Source organism: Microbacterium sp. P2_F9 (genome assembly GCF_056403635.1).
This window is the reverse complement of the sequence record NZ_JBFUFC010000046.1, coordinates 1-21,521: the sequence shown is the minus strand read 5'-3', so window position 1 is coordinate 21,521 and position 21,521 is coordinate 1. Positions and strand designations below refer to the sequence as shown.

Genomic DNA, 21,521 nt, shown 5'->3' with positions numbered 1-21,521 from the left:
CTCGACGAGCGTGTCGTCGAGCGGCCGCACCGTGACGACCGCCGACGCAGAACCAGCGGCAATCGTCAGGATGCCGCCGGAGTACGTGCCGCCCGTGACAGTGACCGCGTAGTCGGACGCAGCGGCGCTTCCACCGAAGGAGACGCTGACCGCGAGCGCCGCGGCGGTGGATCCCGAGCGGGTGACGGTGAACACGACCGGGTCGGTCCCCTGCTCGGCACCGGCGGCATCCGTCGCGGTGATCGTGACAGTGGGCAGCGCGGGCGGCGGGTCGTTGTCGGCGATGGAGCCGCTCACTGACGTCGCGCCGCTCCGGTCATAGCCGGATCCGGCGCCCACCGCGAGGGTGACGGACTCCGACGTCTCGACGAGCGTGTCGTCGAGCGGCCGCACCGTGACGACCGCCGACGCAGAACCAGCGGCAATCGTCAGGATGCCGCCGGAGTACGTGCCGCCCGTGACGGTGACCGCGTAGTCGGATGCCGCGGCCGTTCCGCCGAAGGAGACCTGTACGGAGAGGGCAGCCGCCGTGGATCCCGAGCGGGTGACGGTGAAGACGATCGGATCGGTCCCTGCCTCAGCACCCGCCGCATCCGTCGCGGTGATCGTGACGACCGGAAGCGATGCGAGCACCGTCACGCGCTGGGTGCCGTTGGTCTTGTTCCCGAAGGCGTCGGTCGCGGTCCAGGTGATCGTCGTGACTCCGATGGCGAACAGGTTGCCTGCCGGTACTCCCGTGCGGCTCACCGTGACGCCTGCGACATTGTCGCTCGCCGTCGCTGTGCCGAGGGTCGCATCGCTGATGAGAAGCGTGCCGGCGCCGGCTGCGGCGGTGCGGGTGATGGCCGGAGGCACCGTGAGGGTCGGGGCGATCGGGTCGGGTGAGAAGGTCAGCGGAACGCCGTACGTGACGTGCACGGTGTCGAACGTGGTCGCACCGGTCATGGCGAGGAGCCCCAGCTGCCCGTCGGCCACGGCGCCGTTGTAGGAGAAGGACCCGAGCGTCACCCCGTCGACGCTCACCGTGACGGTCGTGCCGAAGAGGGTGACGACGAGCTGGTGGGCGACTCCGGCCGCGAGCGCGGCGGTGAAGGTCGCATCCACGACGGTCTTGCCATGGACGCGGTGGGCGAGCACGACCGTGCCGGTCGCCTGGTCGAGGCGGACCAACTTGTAGTCGGTCGCGCCGTAGCCGTCGATGATGAAGCCGCCCGAGGCGCCGGCGGCGAGGTTGACGCTGGCCGCGAGGGTTGTGGTCGTGCCGCCGGTCGCGCGGGCCGGCAGGTCCATCATGCTCGTCGCAGGACTCGAACCACCCGTGCCGCGCAGGACGCCGTTCGCGACGCTCCACGTGCCGGTGGGCGTGTGGCCATCCGCGACGCCGTCGCTGAAGTCCTCGGTCGTGTCGAACGTCGTCTGCGGAGGCACGGTCTGCACGACGAAGCTGTCGAACACGCCGCGCGAGTTGTCGGACCCCACCCCGACCAGCCCGGTGTTGAGGCCGCGCGCGATCCCGTCGACGTAGCGGGGGGCGAATTGATAGGTGAGCTTCTGCACGCCGTCGAGCGAGACCGTCACGAAGATGCCCGACACCGACACGAGCAGGGCGTAGTACCTGTCGGCCACGATGCTGCCGACGGCCGCCTGCACGTCGACGATCCAGCCGCTCGCGTTGCGGTGCCCCATCACGATCTTGTTGGTCGACTGGTCGAGGCCGGCGAACTTGAAGTCCGTCGGGGAGTAATAGTCGAAGATGACGTACGCGTTGGCCTTCCAGCCGGCCGTCGGCTTGGTCACCTTCACCTGCGCACCAAGCTCGAAGTAGACCGGCAGCGTGTCGTCGACGACGAACACGGCCGCGGCATCCTTCCCGAGGGAGGCTGCGGACACCGACAGCGCTCCGCCGGATACCGCCCAGACTCCGCTATCGATCGCGGCGGCGCTGAGCCTGCCATCGTCGAAGCTCGCGCTGCGCAGCACGTCGCGCTTGCCGCCGGGGATGTTGCCCGCCTGCGGATCTGCCGGGGCACCGCTCTGGTCCTGCCAGAGGCCGTGGTCCTTCTGTGTGATGAGGCCGATTTCGCCGTAGGGCTCACCGTTGCGGTCGGCGTAGTCGATGTTCCAGTCGGCGGCGCGGGTCGCGTCGGCGCCCTGTGCGGCCGAGAGGGCGTAGAGGAACTCGAAGAGCGCGGGAGGCACCTGGCGGCTCACCGTGGCGATGCCGAACGGGGCGAACGGCACGAGGTAGCTGTTGAACTCACCGGTCCAATCGATGAGCCGGTCGCCGCCCGTGTTGCCGATCAGGATGTCGCGACCCGCACCGCCGTAGGCGCGATCCTCGTAGGCCGGGTGGGTGTCGGGAGTGTTGTTGAGCCACGTGTCGCCGGTCTGCGTGCACGTGCCGTTCGGCGTGGAGGCGAGGCATCCAGAATGGAGGTCGTCGTCGGCTTGCAGCAGGTCGTTGCCCCAGCCTCCCCACAGGGTGTCGTGGCCGGTGCCGCCCACGATCCAGTCGTTGCCGAGGTCGCCGAACAAGACGTCCGCGCCGTCGCTCTTCGCGGGACCCGAGCCCAGGCAGTCCCCGTTCGGTGCGAACGAGATGCAGCCGACGATGGTGGGGCCCTCGGTCGTGACGTTGTTGAGGAACCAGTGGTTCGAGTATGCGGTGATGTCGGCGCTGCCCGTGCAGGTGTGGCCGCTCGGGGTGTAGCCCGTGCAGGTCCACACCGATCCGGTGGCATCGAAGAGGATCGCGCGGCGCGGCTCGTACTCGTCGTAGAGGTCGAATTCCCCGGCGCGGCGAGTGCGGTCGTAATGCCAGCCGTCGATGTCGTCGGGGTTGAAGCGGAGGATGTCGCCGGGGTTGTTCGGGTGTCCGAAGTCGATGCGCACGAGCCCGCTGCGCACCGCGGTGCAGTCGATCGACAGCCCACCGGCGCAGGTCTCCACGTAGTTCGGCGCGTACCCGGCGACGAGAGCTTCGGCGCCGGTCATCGCGTCGTCGCCGACGCCGCCGTGCAGCGCGTCGTTGCCGAGTCCGCCGAAGAGGATGTCGTCGTAGCCGCCGTGCGGCCGATAGAGCGGGTCGAGGTCGTTCGGGTCTGCGAAGAAGGGCGTGAGGTTGACCGTCTTGTTGAGCACACCGGCGACGTTGATCGTCTCCTCCTGGACGTGGCCCGGTGTATAGATGACCTCACTGAGGACGTCGCCCTGCGTCGTCTTCGCGTCGGGGTCGGTGGGGAACAGCGCGAGGATGCCGTAGAGGGGCTCGCTGTAGCAGGTGGTGCCGTTCGCGACGCAGGTCACGCCGGTCGTCGTCCATCCGGTCGGCGCGTTGCGGCTGGTAGCGATCCGGCCGTCATCGCCCAGGATGCCGTCATCGCCGGTGCCGCCGGTGATCCAGTCGTCGCCGTACCCGCCGATGAGGTCGTCGTCCTGACCGTCGCCGTAGATGACGTCGTTGCCGGTCATGCCGTACACGGTGTCGTCGCCGGACTCGCCGTGGACCTCATCGCCCCGGCCCCGGTCGGTCGCCGCGAGCAGGGGCCGGTAGCCCGGTCCGCCGAAGGTGTAGTCGAGCATCTCAACGGCCCGCACGACGAGCCGCAGACCGCCGGTGTAGGTGTCGTAGGCGAAGGTGAGGTAGCGCCCGGAGTCGACCCCGTTGGTGCCCACCAACCGCAGGATGCGGGCATTGTCACCGGCGATCACGTCGGCGTCGCGGGCGTGACCGGCATCGGCGGTGACGATCGAGCCGTCGCTGCCGTAGGTCGCCTTGCCGGGATCGTTGCGCGCGATCTCGGTGCCGGCGCCGCCGAAGATCATGTCAGCGCCGGTGGGCCGGCACGTCGCGTCGAGGCAGAACGAGCCGATCGCGCGCCAGCCCGCAACCGCGGTGGGTTCGGGGGCGTCGGAGTCGATGACCCCGAGCAGCAGGAGGGTGAGCGTATTCGGCCCGACGATCGTGACCGTCACCCGCACCGGGGTGGGGATGCCGGCGCCGTAGACCGTGAGCGTTGTGCCGACGGTCACGCCGGACGTCGAGCCGGTGAGCGTGAGCGTCGTGCCATCGGTCGAGAGTCCGGCGACGCGCCACTGGGTGGGCGTGCCGCTGGTGCCGAAGAATGTCGTCTTGCCGGCGATGCGCTGCGCGAGTGTCACCCGCTGGTTGTCGCCGAGGCCGTACAGGTCCGACGAATCGCCGATGATGTCGTCCTGGCCGAGGTTGCCGAAGATCGTGTCGTTTCCGCCGTTGCCCTCGATGTAGTCGTCGCCGTCGGTGACGGCGTCCTCGACCGACGGGTGGACGACGAGAGTGTCGACGACTGTCATGTCGTTCGCGTTGTCGCGCCATGCGCCGATGACGCCGGTGGCTCGCGTGAGGACGTGCGGCCAGGCATCCGTCGCGGTGATCCTCACGCCGCTCACGAGCAGGATGCCGGCGGAGTCGACGGTGTAGCCGCTCATCCCGAGGACGAGGCCGTAGACGTAGCCGTCGCCCTGGATGACGTCGGCGCCGAGTTCGCCGAAGATCTCGTCGTCGCCCGCGCCTCCGGCGATGTAGTCGTCGCCCCAGAGCTGCGGCAGGGTCGATCCGATGTCGCGGCTGTGCTCGAGCTGGTCGTTGTGGTCGAGCAGGGTGATCGTGTACTGCGAGCCGCCCTTCGGGTCATGCTGCATCGCGCCGGTCACCTGGGCGTGGCCGTCGGTGCCGTTGGGGATGCTGGTGCCGTAGATCGAGCTTCCGATCAGGGCCTGCATGCGCGGGTCGAGGGTATCGGCCCGACGGCAGCAGTCGGCGTTGTCGCCGGCGATGAGGTCGTTGCCTGCACCGCCGTCGATGACATCGTTGCCGTCGAGGGCACCCGAGACGTTCGAGCCGCCGATCAGGATGTCGTCGCCGCTGCCACCGAAGAGGTAGTCGTCGCCCTGCTCGCCGAGCACGATGTCGTCGCCATCGCCTGCGTAGACGAGGTCGTTGCCCGAGCCCGTCGCCTTGTCGGTGTTGGTGGCGCGGAAGTCGATTGTGCCGCCCTGCTCGATGCAGAGCCCGTTGTGCGGGTCCTCCGGGTTGTACGGCGAGGTCGTGCACGTCACCTTGCCCTGGTCGCCGAAGATCAGGTCGTCGCCGCCGAAGCCATAGAGGACGTCGTTTCCGGCGCCGCCGAAGATGATGTCGCGGGCGTCGCTGCCGTAGATGGTGTCGCGACCGCCGTCGCTGTCGTCGAAGCCGATCGTCTCGATGACGCAGATGACGAACTCGTGCACCGCGAAGCTCGTCTTGTGCTCGTCGGCCATCTCGGGGTTCGTGGCCAGGCGGGCGTTGTCGCCGACGACCAGGTTGGCACCCTGGCCGGCACGGATGATGTCGGCGCCGGCCCCGCCGATGATGATGTCGTTGGCGCTGCCCGTCTCGATGACATCGGCGCCACCGAGGCTTGTCGAGGTCGCAAAGCTCGAGACGACCTCGATGTCGTGGGCGTCATCGGCAATTGCGGAGCCGCGCAGCAGATAGTCGACGAAGCCGTAGTCGCCGAAGACGATGCCGTTGCCGTCGGGGTGGGTGGCATCCTGGCCGTTGTTCGCAAGGATACGGTCCGCGCCCGCACCGCCGAAGATCAGGTCACGGCCGACGCCGGTCGTGAGGATGTCGCCACCGCCGAACTCTCCGCCGACCGGGACGTATCCCTCGACGAGCTGGAGAACCTCGATCGGGTAGTCGTCGTGAGCGTAGGTGTCGAAGGACGTGGTTCCGGGCAGGGTCGACGGGATCGGTCGGTTGAAGACGGTGGACTCGATGCCGGTGATGCGGCCGTAGTCGCCGAAGACGATGTTCTCGCCGGAGCCGGCATTGATCACGTCGGCACCGTTGCCGCCGAAGACGAAGTCGTTGCGGCCGCCGGTGGTGATGGTGTCTGCGCCGCCGTAGGCCTCGTCGCTCGTCCACACGTGATCGAGGCTGCGCGGACTCGGGTTGTAGGCGGCCACGTAGTCGAGGAAGCCGTAGTCACCGAACACCACATTGCTGCCGTCGCGGTTGGACGTCGGCTCACCGGCGTTCACGACGATGAGGTCGGCGCCCGCGCCGCCGAAGACGATGTCCCGGCCCGTGCCGGTCGTGATCCTGTCGTCTCCGCCGTCTTCGGACGCCCCGGTGCGCCGCGGGTTGATCGTCTCAACGAGAGCGAACGTGGGCACCTGGAAGTCATCGAGCGCCGTGACCGTGTCGATCGGCCGGTTGCGACCCTGTGCCTCGATGCCGGTGATCCGGCCGTGGTCTCCGAACACCACGCTTGCGCCGCGTCCGCTGTCGATCGTGTCGCCGCCGATGCCACCGGCGATGATGTCGTCGTGGATGCCGGCGGTGATGATGTCGTCGCCGCCGAAGGCCGTGTCGATCGACTCGGCGAGGTGCAGGATCGTCACGCTCGGGTCACCGTCGATGTAGAGCATGCGGCCGTTGTCGCCGAAGATGACGTTCGACTCGTCGCCGCCCGAGATCGTGTCGGCGCCGTTGCCGCCGAAGAGCCGGTCGCGGCCGCCGTCGCCGGTGATGACGTCAACGCCGCCGTTCGCCGGCCGGGTGGTGGCGATCTCGCGGACGCGTCCGGCAGTCTCGATCTTCTCGAGCTTCGTCGGGTTGAGGTAGCCGAACGCCGGACCGACGCCGACCGTCGCGGACGCGACATCCTGACGCACCATGCCGTAGTCGCCGAAGATGATGTCGTCGTACTCGTCGGCGGTGTTCGCGCTGGAGTCGACCGCGTCGCCGTGCAGGGCGTCGTCGCCCTGCGCGAGGAGGTCGCGGTTCGCGTACGTGCTGTTGTCGAGCCACGGGATCGTGAGTTCACGGGTGATGACGTCGACGTTCACGCCGTTGTCGCCGTAGACCTGGTCGGAGCCGCGGCCGCCTGAGATCGTGTCGTTGCCCGAGCCGCCGACGAGGTAGTCCGGGGCCGTGCTGCCGGTGATCGTGTCGTTGCCCGAGCCGCCGTAGGCGGTGAAACCGACCGTCGGGAGCGTGGTGCCCGGGAAGGACAGCGCGCTCGCGTCGATGCGGTCGTTGCCGGCATAGGTGAAGGGGTTCGCGACGGGGAAGACGAAGTGCGCGTCACCACCGCCGACCTCGGCCGGGTAGGGCTTGCTGCCGAAGTCGCGTACGGAGGGAACGCTGGCGTCGCCGCTGTACCAGTGGCCGTCCTGCGAGGTGTCGCCGTAGACGACGAGCGGCGAGCCCGGACCTGCGCCGCCGGTGATCCTGATGTAGTCGCCGCCGATGGTGCCACCCGGCAGGTGCCAGTTGCCGCCGCCGTGGACGGTCGTGATGCCGCCGTGCACCGCCGCCGAGCCGACCGAGCCGTCGGCGTTGCTGTCTGGGCCGGGGCGCAGCGTGCTCGAGATCAGCAGGTAGTCGTTGCCCTCGCCGAGGAGGATGTTGAGCACCTCGATCGTTGAGAGCGCCGCGTTCTGGTTGTATGTGCCGGTCAGCGGGTTGTAGACGATCGTGCCGTAGCTGATTCCGGCCGGGAAGATGGCCGGCTCACCGAACGGCATGGTCTCGCCCGCGCCGAGGAGCGCACCGAGGTTGAGCGGGGTCGTGCTCATGCCGAGACCCTTGATCGTCGTCGAGGTGAGTTCTCCGACGAGGTCTTCCTGGCTCGAGTCGGCGAAGACGTTCAGCACGTCGACCTGCTGCGCCTCCGGCGGCTGCGGTGCGATCTGGAACAGGGGCGCGTTGCCTTCGCCCGGGAGCAGCACGGCGGGTCGCAGCGAGCGGTCGGCGGCGGTGGTGCCGCCTTCGACGGCGAGCGGACCTCGGATGCCGCCGAGCAGATGCGGCTGCTTCGCGAAGGTCTTGAGGTTCTCGCGACCGGGCGCCACGGCGAACCCAGCGTCCGCCAAAAGGCGCACGGTGACCGGAAGGTACCAGTTGGCCGCGGTGAAGGTAACCGTGGCGGCCCACTGCCGCACGCCCGCTGATGCGCCGCTCGCGGTGAACGCAGTGGTGATGAGGTGGAGCACATCGAACTGACCGGATGACGTGCTGCTGATCGACTGGATCTTGTAAAGGGTCGCGCCGGTCCCGATCCGCACGAGCTGGCCCTCGAAGAAGCCGGCGTCGAGCCAGCTGGCGTGGTCGCCACGCGTCAGCGTGCCGGCCACGGCGTCGAAGGAGGTCGCGCCGGCGAACTGAGCCCCGTGCGCCTGATAGGTCACGCCGACGCCGAGCTCGACATCCGTCTGACCGTCGGTCTCGATGGCGACCGTGACGTCCGCGGTGGGCTGGCGGGTGAGGCGGATGCTGTACTTGTCGCCCGCCGCATTGGCTCCGGTGATGACGCGCGTGCTGCCGTCAGTCTCGGTGACGACCAGCCCGGGCGTCTCGTCGTCGTAGACCAGGACGTCGGTCGTGACGGGCGCGGCGGTGCTGTAGCTGCCCGTGAGCACCTCGAGGGTGAGCGTCGTGAAGTGCGGGTCCTGGCGGGTGGCGTCGTCGTCCGCGTTGATCGTCAGGATGAGGCCGTCGTTCCAGTGGCCGTCGCGGATGACGATGTCGTACACGTTGCCCGAGACGCCGATGATGCCCGCCGAGATGAGGGTCACGTCATCGCCGATGGTCAGCCATGCGCGCAGGTCGCTGAGCGTGACACGCACGGTGACGTCCACACCGGTGCCGGGGTCGGTGGCGAGGCGCACGATGACCCGGTCGGTGAGCTGCGTGACGGCGTTGCCCTCGATCACGGTGGTCGTGTGATCGGGATTGTTCGAAGGATCGATCGGGATGACTTCGATGGCCGCGCGATCGTTGTCTCGCACAGTAACGGCGACGTCACGGACGAGCACRTGGTCGAAGTACGCGTCCGCGCTGATCACGAAGTGGCCGATCACGACGACGCGCTCGCCCTCGGAGACGGTGTCGTTCGCGGCGATCAGCGAGACCGTCTGCGCGTGCGCGCGGTCCCAATCCGTCGCGGTGAACCGCAGCACGATCGCGTGGGCCGGCACCGGGGTGAGGACGCCGTTGATCCAGATGTTGCGGTCGTAGTCGACGGCGCCGGCAATGAGGCGCGAGAGCCACACGCTGTCCCCGCTGACGGCCGTGTTGGTGGGGCGGGCGGCCGAGACGGTGACGTAGACGTCGGCCGTCGGCTGCTTCGCGAGGTAGACGAGGTAGGTGTCGGCGGTGCCGTCCTCACGGACGAGCGTCGAGCCGCCCGTCTCTTCGATGATGACGGGGCTCTGGTCGCCGCGCACCACGGTGACGTCGATGCCTGGCGCGGGAAGGCCGGCGTAGTCGGGATCGGCCGAGGTGATGTCGTGATTGACGACGCCCGATGTCCCCTCGACCTCACGCGAAACGACGGCGCCGGCGACGTCGCCCGCGACATTGACGACATCCGATCCGAGGCCGCCGATGACGCGCGTCGCGACACCGGGCGATGTGGAGAGGACGTCGAAGATGTCGTCGCCCTCGAGGCCATCGACCTCGAGCAGCTCGACGCCCGCGTACGTGACCGCGAGGCCCGCGCCGTAGATCTTGAGCGCGGTCACGACGATGTGGTCGGCGAACTCGGTGCCGAGCACGACCAGCTTGTCTACGCCGGCGCCGCCCTCGATCGAAACAGGGGCGTTGATCGTGTACTGCACCTGGTTCTGGCCGGCCCCGGTGCGCACGTCCGTGGTCGCGGCGGTGGAGAAGAGACTCGCGCCGAGCCGCGGCATCGCGACCTGGGCGGCGGCGTCGCGCCAGACGATCTCGCAGGTGGTGCTCGTCGGGGTGGTGCAGTCCCCCGTCGTCTGGGCGAGCGCGAAGGCGCGGACGACGAACAGGTCGTTGCCGTCGTCGCCCTCGAGGCGCAGCGGCGCCTGGTTGGCGTAGACCGTGAACGAGTCGTCCCCTGTGCCGCCCTGCACGACCATCGGCGCGCTGGCGCCGGCTGAGAGCCATCCGCGAGTAGTCGCGATCGTCGCGAAGACGTCGTTCGCGCGCAGCGAGCCGCCGGTCGTGGAACCGAGGGCGCCGGTGCGCTCCGTCGCGTCGCGCTGCAGACCGTACAGCTGGCCGATCTGGAAGGTGTCGTTGCCTGCGCCGCCGTCGAGCGTCGCGAGGACCGTGGCGTCGTCGCTCGCGAAGTAGTCGTTGCCGCCTTGTCCGAGCACGAACAGGCGTCCGTTGACCGCTGTGTCATAGCCGATCCGCTCCACCAGGAACGCATTGTCGGCGAGCAGGGCGACGCCGCCCGGTGCGGCGGTGGCGAGGGTCGTGTGCAGCAGAGCGACGATGCCGGGTCGGCTGCTGGTCTCGCCGTCGATCGCGGTGACACGCCGCAGCAGGAAGAGGTCGTCGATCGGGTACGGCGTCGTCGCGTTCAGGTAGCCATTCAGCGAGCTGTCCGCGCCGTAGATCCACAGCTCGTCGACGCCGTCGGCCGACCCCCCGGTGTCGAGGACGTTCGCGATGTAGTTGCGGGGGCTCCCCCGGCTGCCGGTCGTGTAGAAGCGGTAGGTGTCGCTCTCGGCCTGCCCGTCGAGCACGAGGGTGTGGCCGGCCGCGACATCCATCGTCTGCAGGTAGTAGACCGTGAAGCTGTCTTCGCCGTCGGGTCCGTCGGTCACCGAGAGGTTCTCGCCGCCGTGCATGCGCGTGTCGCCGCCGAGGTGGATGTAGCCGGCCGAGCCGTAGGCGGTCTTGGTGTTGCCCGGGTCGACACCTGTCGGGTCGCCGAGCTGGAAGCTGTCGACGTCGGTGTCGCCCCAGACGTTGGTGACGGATGCCGCACCCGGCGTGATGTCGCCGCGCAGCACGATCGTCGTGCCGAAGTGGTCGTCGAGGTTGAGCCAGTCGCCGAAGATGTCGATGGCGCCGCCGGCACGGATCTCGCTGTTGGAGTCGGTGGTGATGTCGTCGCCGACCTGGAGCCGGACGAAGCCGGTCGCTGCGATGCGGCCGCGCGGCACATCGCGCAGGATCGCCTCGGCGAAGCGCACCGAGCCGTTGCGGAGCAAGTCGAGGTCTTCATCCATGCGCGAGGCGGTCTCACGAACGGTGAGAGTCACGTTGCCGGCTTGCGCGTCGGCGAGGACCAGACGCAGCGTGCTGTTGTACTCGGTGAGCCATATGGAGGTGGATGCCTCGAGCCCGACATCACCGGCACCCGCGAAGGACGAGTCGATCTCGAGGTCGTCGCCGTCGAGGCCGATGCTGCCGCCGTTCGCATCGAGGTCGATCGAGTTGCCGCGCACGTCGGAGAGGCCGTCGCCGAGGGCATCGACGATGGACCCGGCGCGTGTGGCGAGCGTCACATCGCCCACCGACACCACGAGCAGCACTCGGAGGTCATCGATGGATGTCGCGAGCCCATCGATCTCCGTGATGAAGATGCTCTGCTCGGCATTGGCGGCCAGCGAGCCGATCTGCAGTCCGCCGTCTCGGTTGGACGAGTCGATCTCCAGGAAGTTCGACGTCGAGCCGATTCCGCCGATGCTCGCGTAGAGGCGAATGTGCACGCCGACCACGTCTGCATCGGTGTCGCCGGTCGAGGCTGCGGCATTCGCACCGGCCGGGGCATCCACGATGGAGCCGACGCGCGACGAGAGCGTCACGTCGTTGCCGCGCGACCGGATCATTCCTGCGCGCAGGTCGCCGACGACCTCCTCCAACATGACGTCGCCGTCGACGCTCACATCGATGTGGCCCGTCCCCAGCACGTCGGTGTAGGTCACGATCGTGACGGTGGGGCCGACGAGCCCCGCGCTGGCGCTCGTGATGAAGGACGCACCCTCGACATCGGCGACACGGATGTCGCCACCCGCAGTGATGCCTGCGCTCGGCGGGTTCGTCGCGGCGGCGGTCATCGAGCGAGGCAGCGTGAACGCGGCGACTCCGGTCGGGTGGACCGTCGCCGCGCGTGGGACGAGCGTCGCGGTGCGCTCGAAGGTCCAGACGGACGCGATCGCGGTGCCACCGAGTGCGTACGCCGCCGGGTCGCGACGGATCGCGCCGGCATCGGGGCGGAAGTGGCTCGTGTGGTCCTGGTCGTAGGACTCGCGATCCACGCGCACTCGGACCGAGCCGAGGCCGGTCGCGGCGGTGTCGCGGAGACTGTCCTCGATGACGAGGTCGGCCGTGCCGCCCGTCGCGATCCGGTCGATGCCGACGGAGAGATAGCCGGTGTTCGTCTCACCGGCGCACACCGGCYCGCGCTCGACGGCCTGCAGATGCAGGTACGCGTCGCCGCCGGCGGTGCTGAACATCGCGAAGTCACGGCATGAGTCGTCGGCGGTCCCGGGGCGCTCCCCGCGGTTGACGGACTTGACCAGCCGGATGTCGAAGCGATCTGCGAGAGAACCGATCGAGCCGAGCGTCGCCTCGATCTCGGCGACCCACGTCTCGACCCAGGCGGTGCCGACGGAGCGGATGTCACCCCGGTCGTTGAGGATGCGGGTCCAGCCCGCGGGGTTCAGGATGTTTCCGCGGACCACGATGTCGGCGGTGGTGCCGAGCTTCTGCACGTCGACGATCGAGCCGGCCGGGCTGAGGTTGCGCCACAGGTCGAACTCCATGACGCCGTCGTCGGCGTGGCCGTCGGCGTAGACGACCGAGTCCCGCACGATCCGCACGAACTGCACCAGTGGCTTGTCCGGCGCTGCAGGGGGCACGGGCGGGGACGACGGGTCGCGGTAGACCATGTCGATGCCGACGATGTGCAGCTCGTTGGCGGAGCGGTCGATGATCACGACGGAGTCGAGGGTGTCGCGGAAGGTGAAGACCGGCGTGACGCCCGCGGGGTTCCGGCTCGTGTCGGCGATGAACGCGACATCACCGTAGCCGTCGTTGGTCACCTTGACGTAGTAGTCGCCGTCGGTGATGTGGGCGCCGACGCCGAGGGTCGTGGCATCGCCGAGGTCGTCCCACACCTGCACGCCGTTGAGTGCCTTGATGAAGCCGTTCTCATCGATCACGAGCTCCGGCTGGCCGTCGTGGCCGCCGAGGATGACGACATCCGCTCCCCAGGTGATGGTCTCGCCGTTGCTGTCGCCGACGGAGGTGGATGCCTCGACCAACAGCGCGAGCGCGGGGTTCGCCTTGTTGAGCCCGACCGTGGTGCCGCGCACCAGTCCGGTCTCGGCGACCCGCCCGTTGTCGCGCGAGCCGGCGGTGACGATGACGAAGCTCGTCGTCGAGATCGTCGTGGTGAGACTCGTCGACCCGTACTTGTGCGGGATCGGGAAGAAGAAGAGGGCCACAGGCAAGGGGCGGGTGTCGCGGATGTCCTCGAGCGCCGCGACGACCGCACTGATGTCGACACCCCGGTCACCCGTGATGCGCGTGACACTGCCTGAGGCGCCGACGATGTCGACCTTGGTGACCGCGTCGATCTGCACCTTGGCGTCGGTCAGCGCGACGGCGACCCCGAAGAAGATAGGGCTGTACGCCGTCGCCCACGCCCGCGAACGGGCGTAAAGGCGGTCGACGAACGCCCCGATCGCGACGGAGCTTCCCGTGATGACCGCCCCCGCACCGATCGTGACGATCGTGTCGGCACCGACGATGGCACCCCGGTTGTCGTTGGTGCCGTCGGAGTCCGCCCCGGCGCCGAGTCCCACCGAATAGGTGTCGCTGTAGGTCTGTACGTCGGATCGAGAGTGTGCGCCGATGATGAGCGCGTCGCCGGCCGTCAGCTCCGCGTGCGCCCCCACGGTCACGCGGGTGCTGAAGTCGAGTCGCGCCGTCGTCTCGGCGATCTTCGCACTGATGCCGCCGCCGCCGGGTGAGCTGGCGGACGCCGAGACGATGTGGTCGGATGCGGCTGTCGCGGTGAGGTCGTCGCCCGCGAGAATGCGCACTCCGGCGGCGATGATGACGGCGGTGTCGAGTTCGTCATCGTTGAGCACCCACACCTCGGCGTGCGATTCGCCGACGGTGATCCCGCCACCGCCCGCGGCACTGCCGGTGGACGACTCGTTGGTCTCGGATCGCGCTGTCAGCGTGACGCTGCCGCCGGCGCGGATCTCGATCGCGTCGATGTTGACGGTGACATCGGCGGAGTAGTACAGGCGAGCCGTCGGGGTGTTGATGTCGATTCCGCCGCCCTGGCCGCCACGAGCAACCGCCGTCGAGGAGCCGTTCCCGGAGACCGGGTAGGTGCTGGCGAGCGATGCGCCGCCAGGTGCGACGAGGGTGTGCGTTCCCGCTGCCGCCGGGCTCAGCAAGAGACGCAGCGCCTGGACGGAGGTGGTGCAGGCGATCGGGCAGGGCGCGAGGTCGAGGCCCAGGATCCCGATTCGATGGGTTCCTCCGCGAATCAAGACGGAGCTGGTCAGGAATGTGTGGTCGTTGCGCTCCAGCTGTACGGTGTCCGTCGCACTGATCGCGATGGCAGTGCCGCCTCGGGTCGCGGAAAGACCCCGGGTCGACGCGGAGTCTCCGGCGACGATGTAGTAGGTGCGCCCGTCCTCGAGTCCGGCCAGGACGCGTGCCAGCGTGTGCGTCGATGTGCGTCCCGCCTCGGTCGTGTCGACCCGGGTGATTCCCAGAACCGCCCGGGCGATGGCCGCGATGTCGGTCCCGTCGGTGAGGTCTCCGTCCGCGTTCGCGTCGAGGCCCACGTAGCCGACCGCGTGGTAGTACGAATCGGCGAGCGAGAAGGTGTCCGCGTCGAGGCGGATGACGTAGTAGGTCAGCCCGTTCTGGAGGCTGAGTCCGGAGCCGTGATAGACCACCGCGTCACCGGTGGAGAAGCCGTGGCCGGGTGCATAGAAGTTGTTCGCCGTGTCGGCGTGGACGATCGGCGCCTGCGGGTCGGGGGTCGAGGGCGTCCCGACGCACTGTTGGGCGCGCACGGGGCCCGTCACGCTGGTACCGCACCAGACGTAGGTCGTGACGGTGACGTCCACGTCATCCTGTGTGAAGGAGATGCCGGCGGGTGCGTCGTACGTCACCGCATCCCCGATGGCCAACGGCGAGCCGGAACCCATCGTGAGGTAGGTCCCGCCGGCGGCGACGGTGAACCCGCGCAGCAGGGAGTCATCGGTCGCGATCGCCGCGGCGTGGCTGGCGACCAGGCGGATGTGAGTCTGATCGATGACGCGCACGTAGAGCACGCCGGCAGCGTCGACGCCCTGCCAGGGCTCGACGACCTGCAGCGCTCCGTCGAGCAGGCGAACCGCATCGCCCGAACGGAAGCCGTGTCCGGAGGGGAACGTGATCACGTCGAACGCCGCGTCGACATTCGCGAGGGTGAAGGTCTGGTCGAAGGCGATCGTGGCGGGCCCGCCGTTGACGGAAGGAGCGAGGACCGTCACCGTGTAGCGACGGCAGTCCGCGACCGTGCCGGTGCACGCCGTGAGGCCGCCGATCTGTCCACCGGTCGCCGAGTAGAGCACTTCGTCGCCGCTCAGGAGCGGGAAGTCCACGCTGAGCGTGTCGTCGCCGTCGTTCACGCCCAGGATGTCGCCGTCTTGGATGTGCCCCTGATTCTCCGGCGTGCGGCTTACCGTCGCCGTGACCGTGACGTTGCCCGTCGCGGCGATGCGAGTGCCCGCCCCCACCTGCACCGCAACGGTCGGATCGACCGTGGACTTCGCGTTCGATGCGCCGATCGCGATGCCAGCGCCGCCCCACGCCGCCGCGTATGAGTCCGCTTCGGCCCGACCGGTGGCGGTGACCGCGACATCGCCGCCGATGCCTCCCGAGCCGGTCGCGGTGACCAGCGAGTTGCGGCCGATCCCAGCAGCGGTGGTCGTGATCGACGAGGAGGTGGTAGACGGCGTCTTCACGTCGACGGCCGCACCGCTCGAGACGACCATCGAGGCGTCCGCCAAGGCCGCGCGGATCGTCGCCCGCACGGTGACGTTGCGCGCCGCGAGAGTCACCCGCTGGCCGATCTCGGCGCTCGCCCCGCCCTGCACGGCTGCGACCGAGGACATCACGGTCACGGTGACGACTCCACCGCTGCCGCGATCCGCGTCAGAGGTCGCGGACTCGCTCGCCTCGGCGATCACGCTGACGTTGCCCGTGGCGGTCACCGTCGTCGCGTAGTCGTCGACGTTCTCGTTCGGGTCGACCACGGTCGCGTCGGCACGGCCGATCCGGGCGACTGCACGCGTGTCGACGAACGACTCCGCCTTCCCCGTCGCAACGGAGACGATTCCGCCGCCGCCCGAGGGCATCTTGGCCGTCGCGTCGCCCCTCGTCCGCGCCGCGACGGAGAGGTCGCGCACGGTGAGCGCCGCGCCTTCGTCGACGATCGCCGACACGAAGGCAGGGCTGCTGGTCGTCCCGACCTGGGCGGTCGGCGCGTAGACACCCACGGCGACGAGTCCGCCTTCGCCGCCGACTGTCGTCGTCTCGGCGAGCATCCTCACGTCGGCCGTCACATCGACGGCCAGCGTGGTGTGGATCACGGCGGCGCCGATGCGCGCGAGCGCCCTGCCCGTGATGGTCGTCCGAGCCGAGATCGCCGAGACGGCGATCAATCCGCCCGCCCCTGCGCTCACCGTCGCGGTCGCCGTCCGGGTCGCGGGTGCACCGACACCGTCACCGACTCGTACGACGAGGCTGCCCGCCGTCACATGCACGCCGTCGGCGACCTCGGCGATCAGCACATCGTCGATCGTGACGGTCGCGCCGATCGTGGTGACGGCGAGGCCAGTGGATACGCTGGCGCCCTTGAGGGTCGCGATCGCGATGTCCGTGGCCGTCGCTGAAACCTCGACCTCGCCCGAGGCTGTGACCGAGGTCCCCGTGCCAAGTCGCGCTTCGGTGTGCGCGCGGTTGGCGACGGTCGCAACGGTGACCGCGATCGCGATGCCGACGACGGCTCCCGCGAGAGCGACGGCGACCGTCTCGGCGTTCGCGTCCAATGTCGCAGCAGCGGCCACGACGACGTCGCCCGCGGTCGCCTCCACTCCGGCGCCATCGATGTAGGCGACCGTATCCGTCGCGATGAGGTTGTCCGTGAGCACCACGGCGTTCGCCGTCGCGCCGCCGAGCCCGACGGAGACCGCGACGGAGATGCCGAACACCTTCGCGATGATCGTCGCAGATTCGGTCGCCCGCACCGCCGCACTGGCCGCGCCGACACCCGTGCCGCCGGAGATGTAGGCGTGCACGTGAGTGCCGATGCGGTTGGTGGCCTGGGCACCCGCCCCGGCGGCTGTCACTGCGACGCCCGACACGGCGATGGCGATCGACCCGGCCGCGACGGTGGCGGTGATCAGGGAGATGTCGGATGCCGTGATGCTCAGGGCAGCGCCCGCGTCCACGCTCGTGTTGCTGAGGAACGCCTCGACGCGGTTCGGCTCTTCGAGAGCCCAGAGCAGGTTCGTGGCGTAGTTGATGTTCGTGAGGTTGGGAGACGCGGTCGAACCCAGGTACCGGTAGACGGCGCCTGGCGTGCCGCCCGCCGTGTGTCCGTCGGCGACGAGCACCTTGTCGCCGCTGCGGACCGTCTGGGTGCCGGCGGTGCTGACGAAGTCGTAGTCGAGCCCGAGGTGGTTGCGGGCGATCGCCACACCGATCGCGATGGCGCCCGATCCGACCGCCCCGGCTGAGATCGCACCGGCGACGCCGATGATCGTCGACGTGATCGTGGGCCTTGCCGTTGCACCGAAGGACACCGCTCCGGTGGTCTCGATCGAGGAGTCTTCGCCGTACGCGCGGACCGCACTCAGGATGATATTCTCCGCGAGTGCGCCGGCACCTGCGATCGCCAAGCCGCCGAGCGCGCCGATTCCGGCGGTCACGGCTGCCGCGATGGTGAAGGCAAGGATCGTGGTGTCGTCACTAGCGGTCGCCGTGAGCGAGGTCGTGTGGACCGTCACGCCGTGGAGGTAGGCCTCGACCTGGTTCGCGATGACGTTGCGCGCGAGCGCGACGCCGATCGAGGCGGCACCGCCGACCAGTCCCGCGCCGACGGCGAGGGCCGCGGCCGCGACATCCGCCTTGATCGTCGAGGTGTCGGTGGCCGAAAGCGTGACGATGCCGGCCGTGATGGTGCCGGGGCCCAAGAGGAACGCCGCGACGTCGACCGCGATGCGGTTCTCGGCGCTCGCGCCGGCGCCGGCGGCGCCGATGCCGATCATGCCGGCCCCGATGCCTGCCGAAGCCGCGAGCACGAGTGCCGCGATGGTCTGGGCGGAGGTCGCACGCACCCTCACCGCACTGGCGTTCGTGATCGTCGAACCGGTGACGTACGCGCGCACCTCAGCGGCGTTGCGGGTGAACAGCTCGCGCCACAGGTTCGCGTTCCTGAAGTCGACGTTCGCGTAGCTCGTGAGCGGCGCCGCGCCGACGTACTGGTAGACACGCCCGTTGTCGGGCCCCTTGTCGACCAGCACGGTGTCGCCGGTCGCGATCGGGTGGGTGATGCTCGCGCCGTCGCTCAGCGCGTGGTCGGCGGTCGTGCCGTCGCCGGCGTCGAAGCCGATGATGTTGCGGGCGATCGAGACGCCGATCGAGACGGCGCCGGCGACGAAGCCTCCGCCGATCGCGAGCGATGCGCCGACGACAGTCGCGACGATCGCCGCCCGGCCGTCCGCCGTGATGTCGACGGCACCGGCGCTGTGGACGGTGCTGCCCGACACGTACGCGTTGACGGTCGTCGTCACGATGTTCGTGGCGAGCGCTCCCCCGCCGCTGACCGCAGCGGCGCCCGGTCCGCCCGCGAGGGCGACGGATGCCGCGACCGAGACAGCGTCGATCGTGATGGCGACGATCTCGAAGCCTGCGCCGACCTTCCGCACGATCCAGCCGCGACCGTTCGCCGCGTCGCGGAGCACCCACTCGCTGCCCTCGACCAGCTCGGTGACGCCGAGCTGGTCCGAGAGCCCGAGGGTCGGGAGCGCGGCCCGCAGCGCCGCCAGCCGGTCAGCGGTCAGCTTCCCGTGGCTGCTGCTCGTGAGATCGTTCGTGTCCTTGACCGCGTCGTCGAGCGTCGCCTGGGCGAGGGGGCCGGTCGCCACCGGCTGCGATGCCGCGCTCGTCGCCGCGACCCGGAGCGAGGCGACATCCACATCCGCGACACCGGAGAGGTGGGCGGCGACGATGTCGGCCACCTCATTGCGCGCGAGCGAGATCCCGATGGAGCCGGCGACCCCGACTCCGCCGCCGGCGACGGCGAGTGAGGCGCCGACCGCGACGGCGCGGATGCGCGCGGTGTCGACGGCAACGATCGCGAGATCATCCGCGTCGATCGTCACCGCGACGGTGCTGGAGACGTACGCCTGGACGAGAACCTGGATGCGGTTCTGCACGTCGGTGGCCGCGGCGGTCGCCGAGACCGCGACGGCGCCGCCTGAGACCGCCACCGAGATGGCGAGCACGAGTGCGTCGATCGTGGCGAGGTTCGTGGCCATGACCGTCAGGTCGCCGCCCGCATCGATGGTCGAGTTCGTGATGTACGCGCGCACCTCGGCGGGCGACGAGAGGACGTCGAGCCCCGAGAGCCGGTAGCCGATGRGGTTGCGCGCGATCGAGACGCCGATCGACGCGCCGATGCCGACGACCCCGCCGCCGACCGCGGCGGAGGCGGCAGCGACGACCGCGGAGATCCGCGAGGTGTTCTCGGAGGTGACCGAGACGGCGCCGGTCGTGATGACCGTGCTCCCGGTGATGTACGCGTTGGTGCGGCTCAGGATGACGTTCGACGCGAAGGCGCCTGCGCCGCTGACGGCGATGCCTGCGATTCCGCCCGCGGCGGCGAAGGATGCCGCGACCGCGAGGGCATCGATGCTCGAGTCGCTCGACGCGTGGATCGTGACCGACGCCGCGTGCACGGCGCCGACCGAGGCGAGGCCGGCGCTGACGGCCGTGTCGATCGTGTTCTGCCCGACCGTGACGGCGACCGATGCCGCCACCGCGCCGGTGCCGGCGAAGGCCGCGGCCAGGGATGCGCCGATCGCGAGAGCGCGGATGGCCGAGTCGTCGGACGCCGTCTGCGAGATGCTGGCGGCGGTGATGCCGACTACCGTGTGCTGCGCGTTCGGCTGACCCGTCGCGGTGGCGGCGACATCCGTCACGATCGTGTTGATCGCCGCCGCTCCTGCGCCGCTCGCGCCGACGGCGGCGACCCCGGCCCCGGCGATGGCTGCCGAGGCGGCCACGACGAGTGCGCTGATGGTCTGGTGGGAGGTGGCGGTCTGCGTGAGGGCGCCCGTGGCGTGCACGGACGTGTTCACGAGCTCGGCGGCGACGCGGTACGGGGCGCGAGTCGCGATGGTGCCGGGGCCGCCGATGCGGTTCTCGGCGATCGCGATGCCGATCGAGACGCCGACGCCGGCGACGCCGCCGGCGCCGATGGCTGCGGATGCCGCGACGATCGTCGCGACGATGGTCGCGCTGGCGGCGGCCTCGAGCGAGACGGCGCCGGTCACGTCGAGCGAGCTGTCCTGCACCCAGGCCCGAGCGGAGCCAAGGACCTCGTTGCGGGCGTAGGCGCCGGCACCGGAGACCCCGGCGCCGACCTCACCGGCGCCGCCGATCGCGATGGCCGCGGCGACCGCGACCGCGGCGATCGTCGGACGCGACACGATGTAGCGGCCGTCGGTGAGGGTGATGAGGTACACGTCGGTGCCGGCGGTGAGCTGCCACACGCGGTCGGTCTCGACGACGGAGAGGATCGGCGGCGCGTAGGCCCAGTTCGCACCGGTGAACGACACCGATGCCAGGTTGAGAACGCCCGTGGCGCCCTTGTACGTGTAGGACTTGCCGTTCACGACGTCGTAGACGACATCGCCCTTCGTCACGAGGATCTGGTGGTCGCCCTGGAGCCAGTGACCGGCCGGGTCGTCGAAGTCCACTGCGGTCAGATCGACGCCTACCATGTCGGCGCCGTTCCACACGTACACGGCGCCCTCTTCGCCGCCGGCCGAGTGGCCGTTCGCAACGAGCACCGCGACACCGCGGGTCAGGGTGGCGGAGGTGTTGAGCGACGAGATCGACGGCGCGACGCGGGTGTCGGAGCGCACCTGGCCGACGATCAGTTGGTGCCCGTGAGCGTCGAACTGATTCTCGATGCCCTCGAGGATCGCGGCATCCGTTGCAGGATCCGTGGCATCGTCCTCGTCGTTGCCCGACGCGTCGCCCAGGCCGGCCTGCGAGACGCCGGTCAGATCGAAGAGCTCGGATCCGCGGGAGGTCGCCGTGATCGTGATGCCGCCGGTGGTCGTCACGATGGCCGAGATGATGGCGGCGGAGACCGCGACGTCGATGCGGTTGAGGGCGATCGAAAGGCCGATCGCGATCGAGACTCCGACGTTGCCGCCGAAGTTCGCGGAGATCGCGGCGCCGACCGCGACGACCCGCATCGACGACGTATCGTCGGCGGTGACGCTCAGCGACGCGGCCCGGATCGTGCGGGGGCTGGCGGCGCTGCCGCCATCGATGGCGGCGCGAGTCGAGGCGTGGATGCGGTTCTCGGCGAACGAACCGGCTCCGGCGAGGCCGACGGCCGCCGTGGATCCGCCGCCGATCGCGGCGGCCGCTGCGATGACGAGTGCCTCGATGATCTGAGCAGAGG

1 protein-coding gene is annotated in these 21,521 nt (G+C 69.6%); it reads right to left on the bottom strand.

Annotation, left to right across the window (positions count from 1 at the left end):
* Positions 1–21,521: HYR domain-containing protein (locus AC1DVT_RS07195; RefSeq protein WP_477387735.1), on the bottom strand; the 21,521-nt coding region annotated here is incomplete at both ends.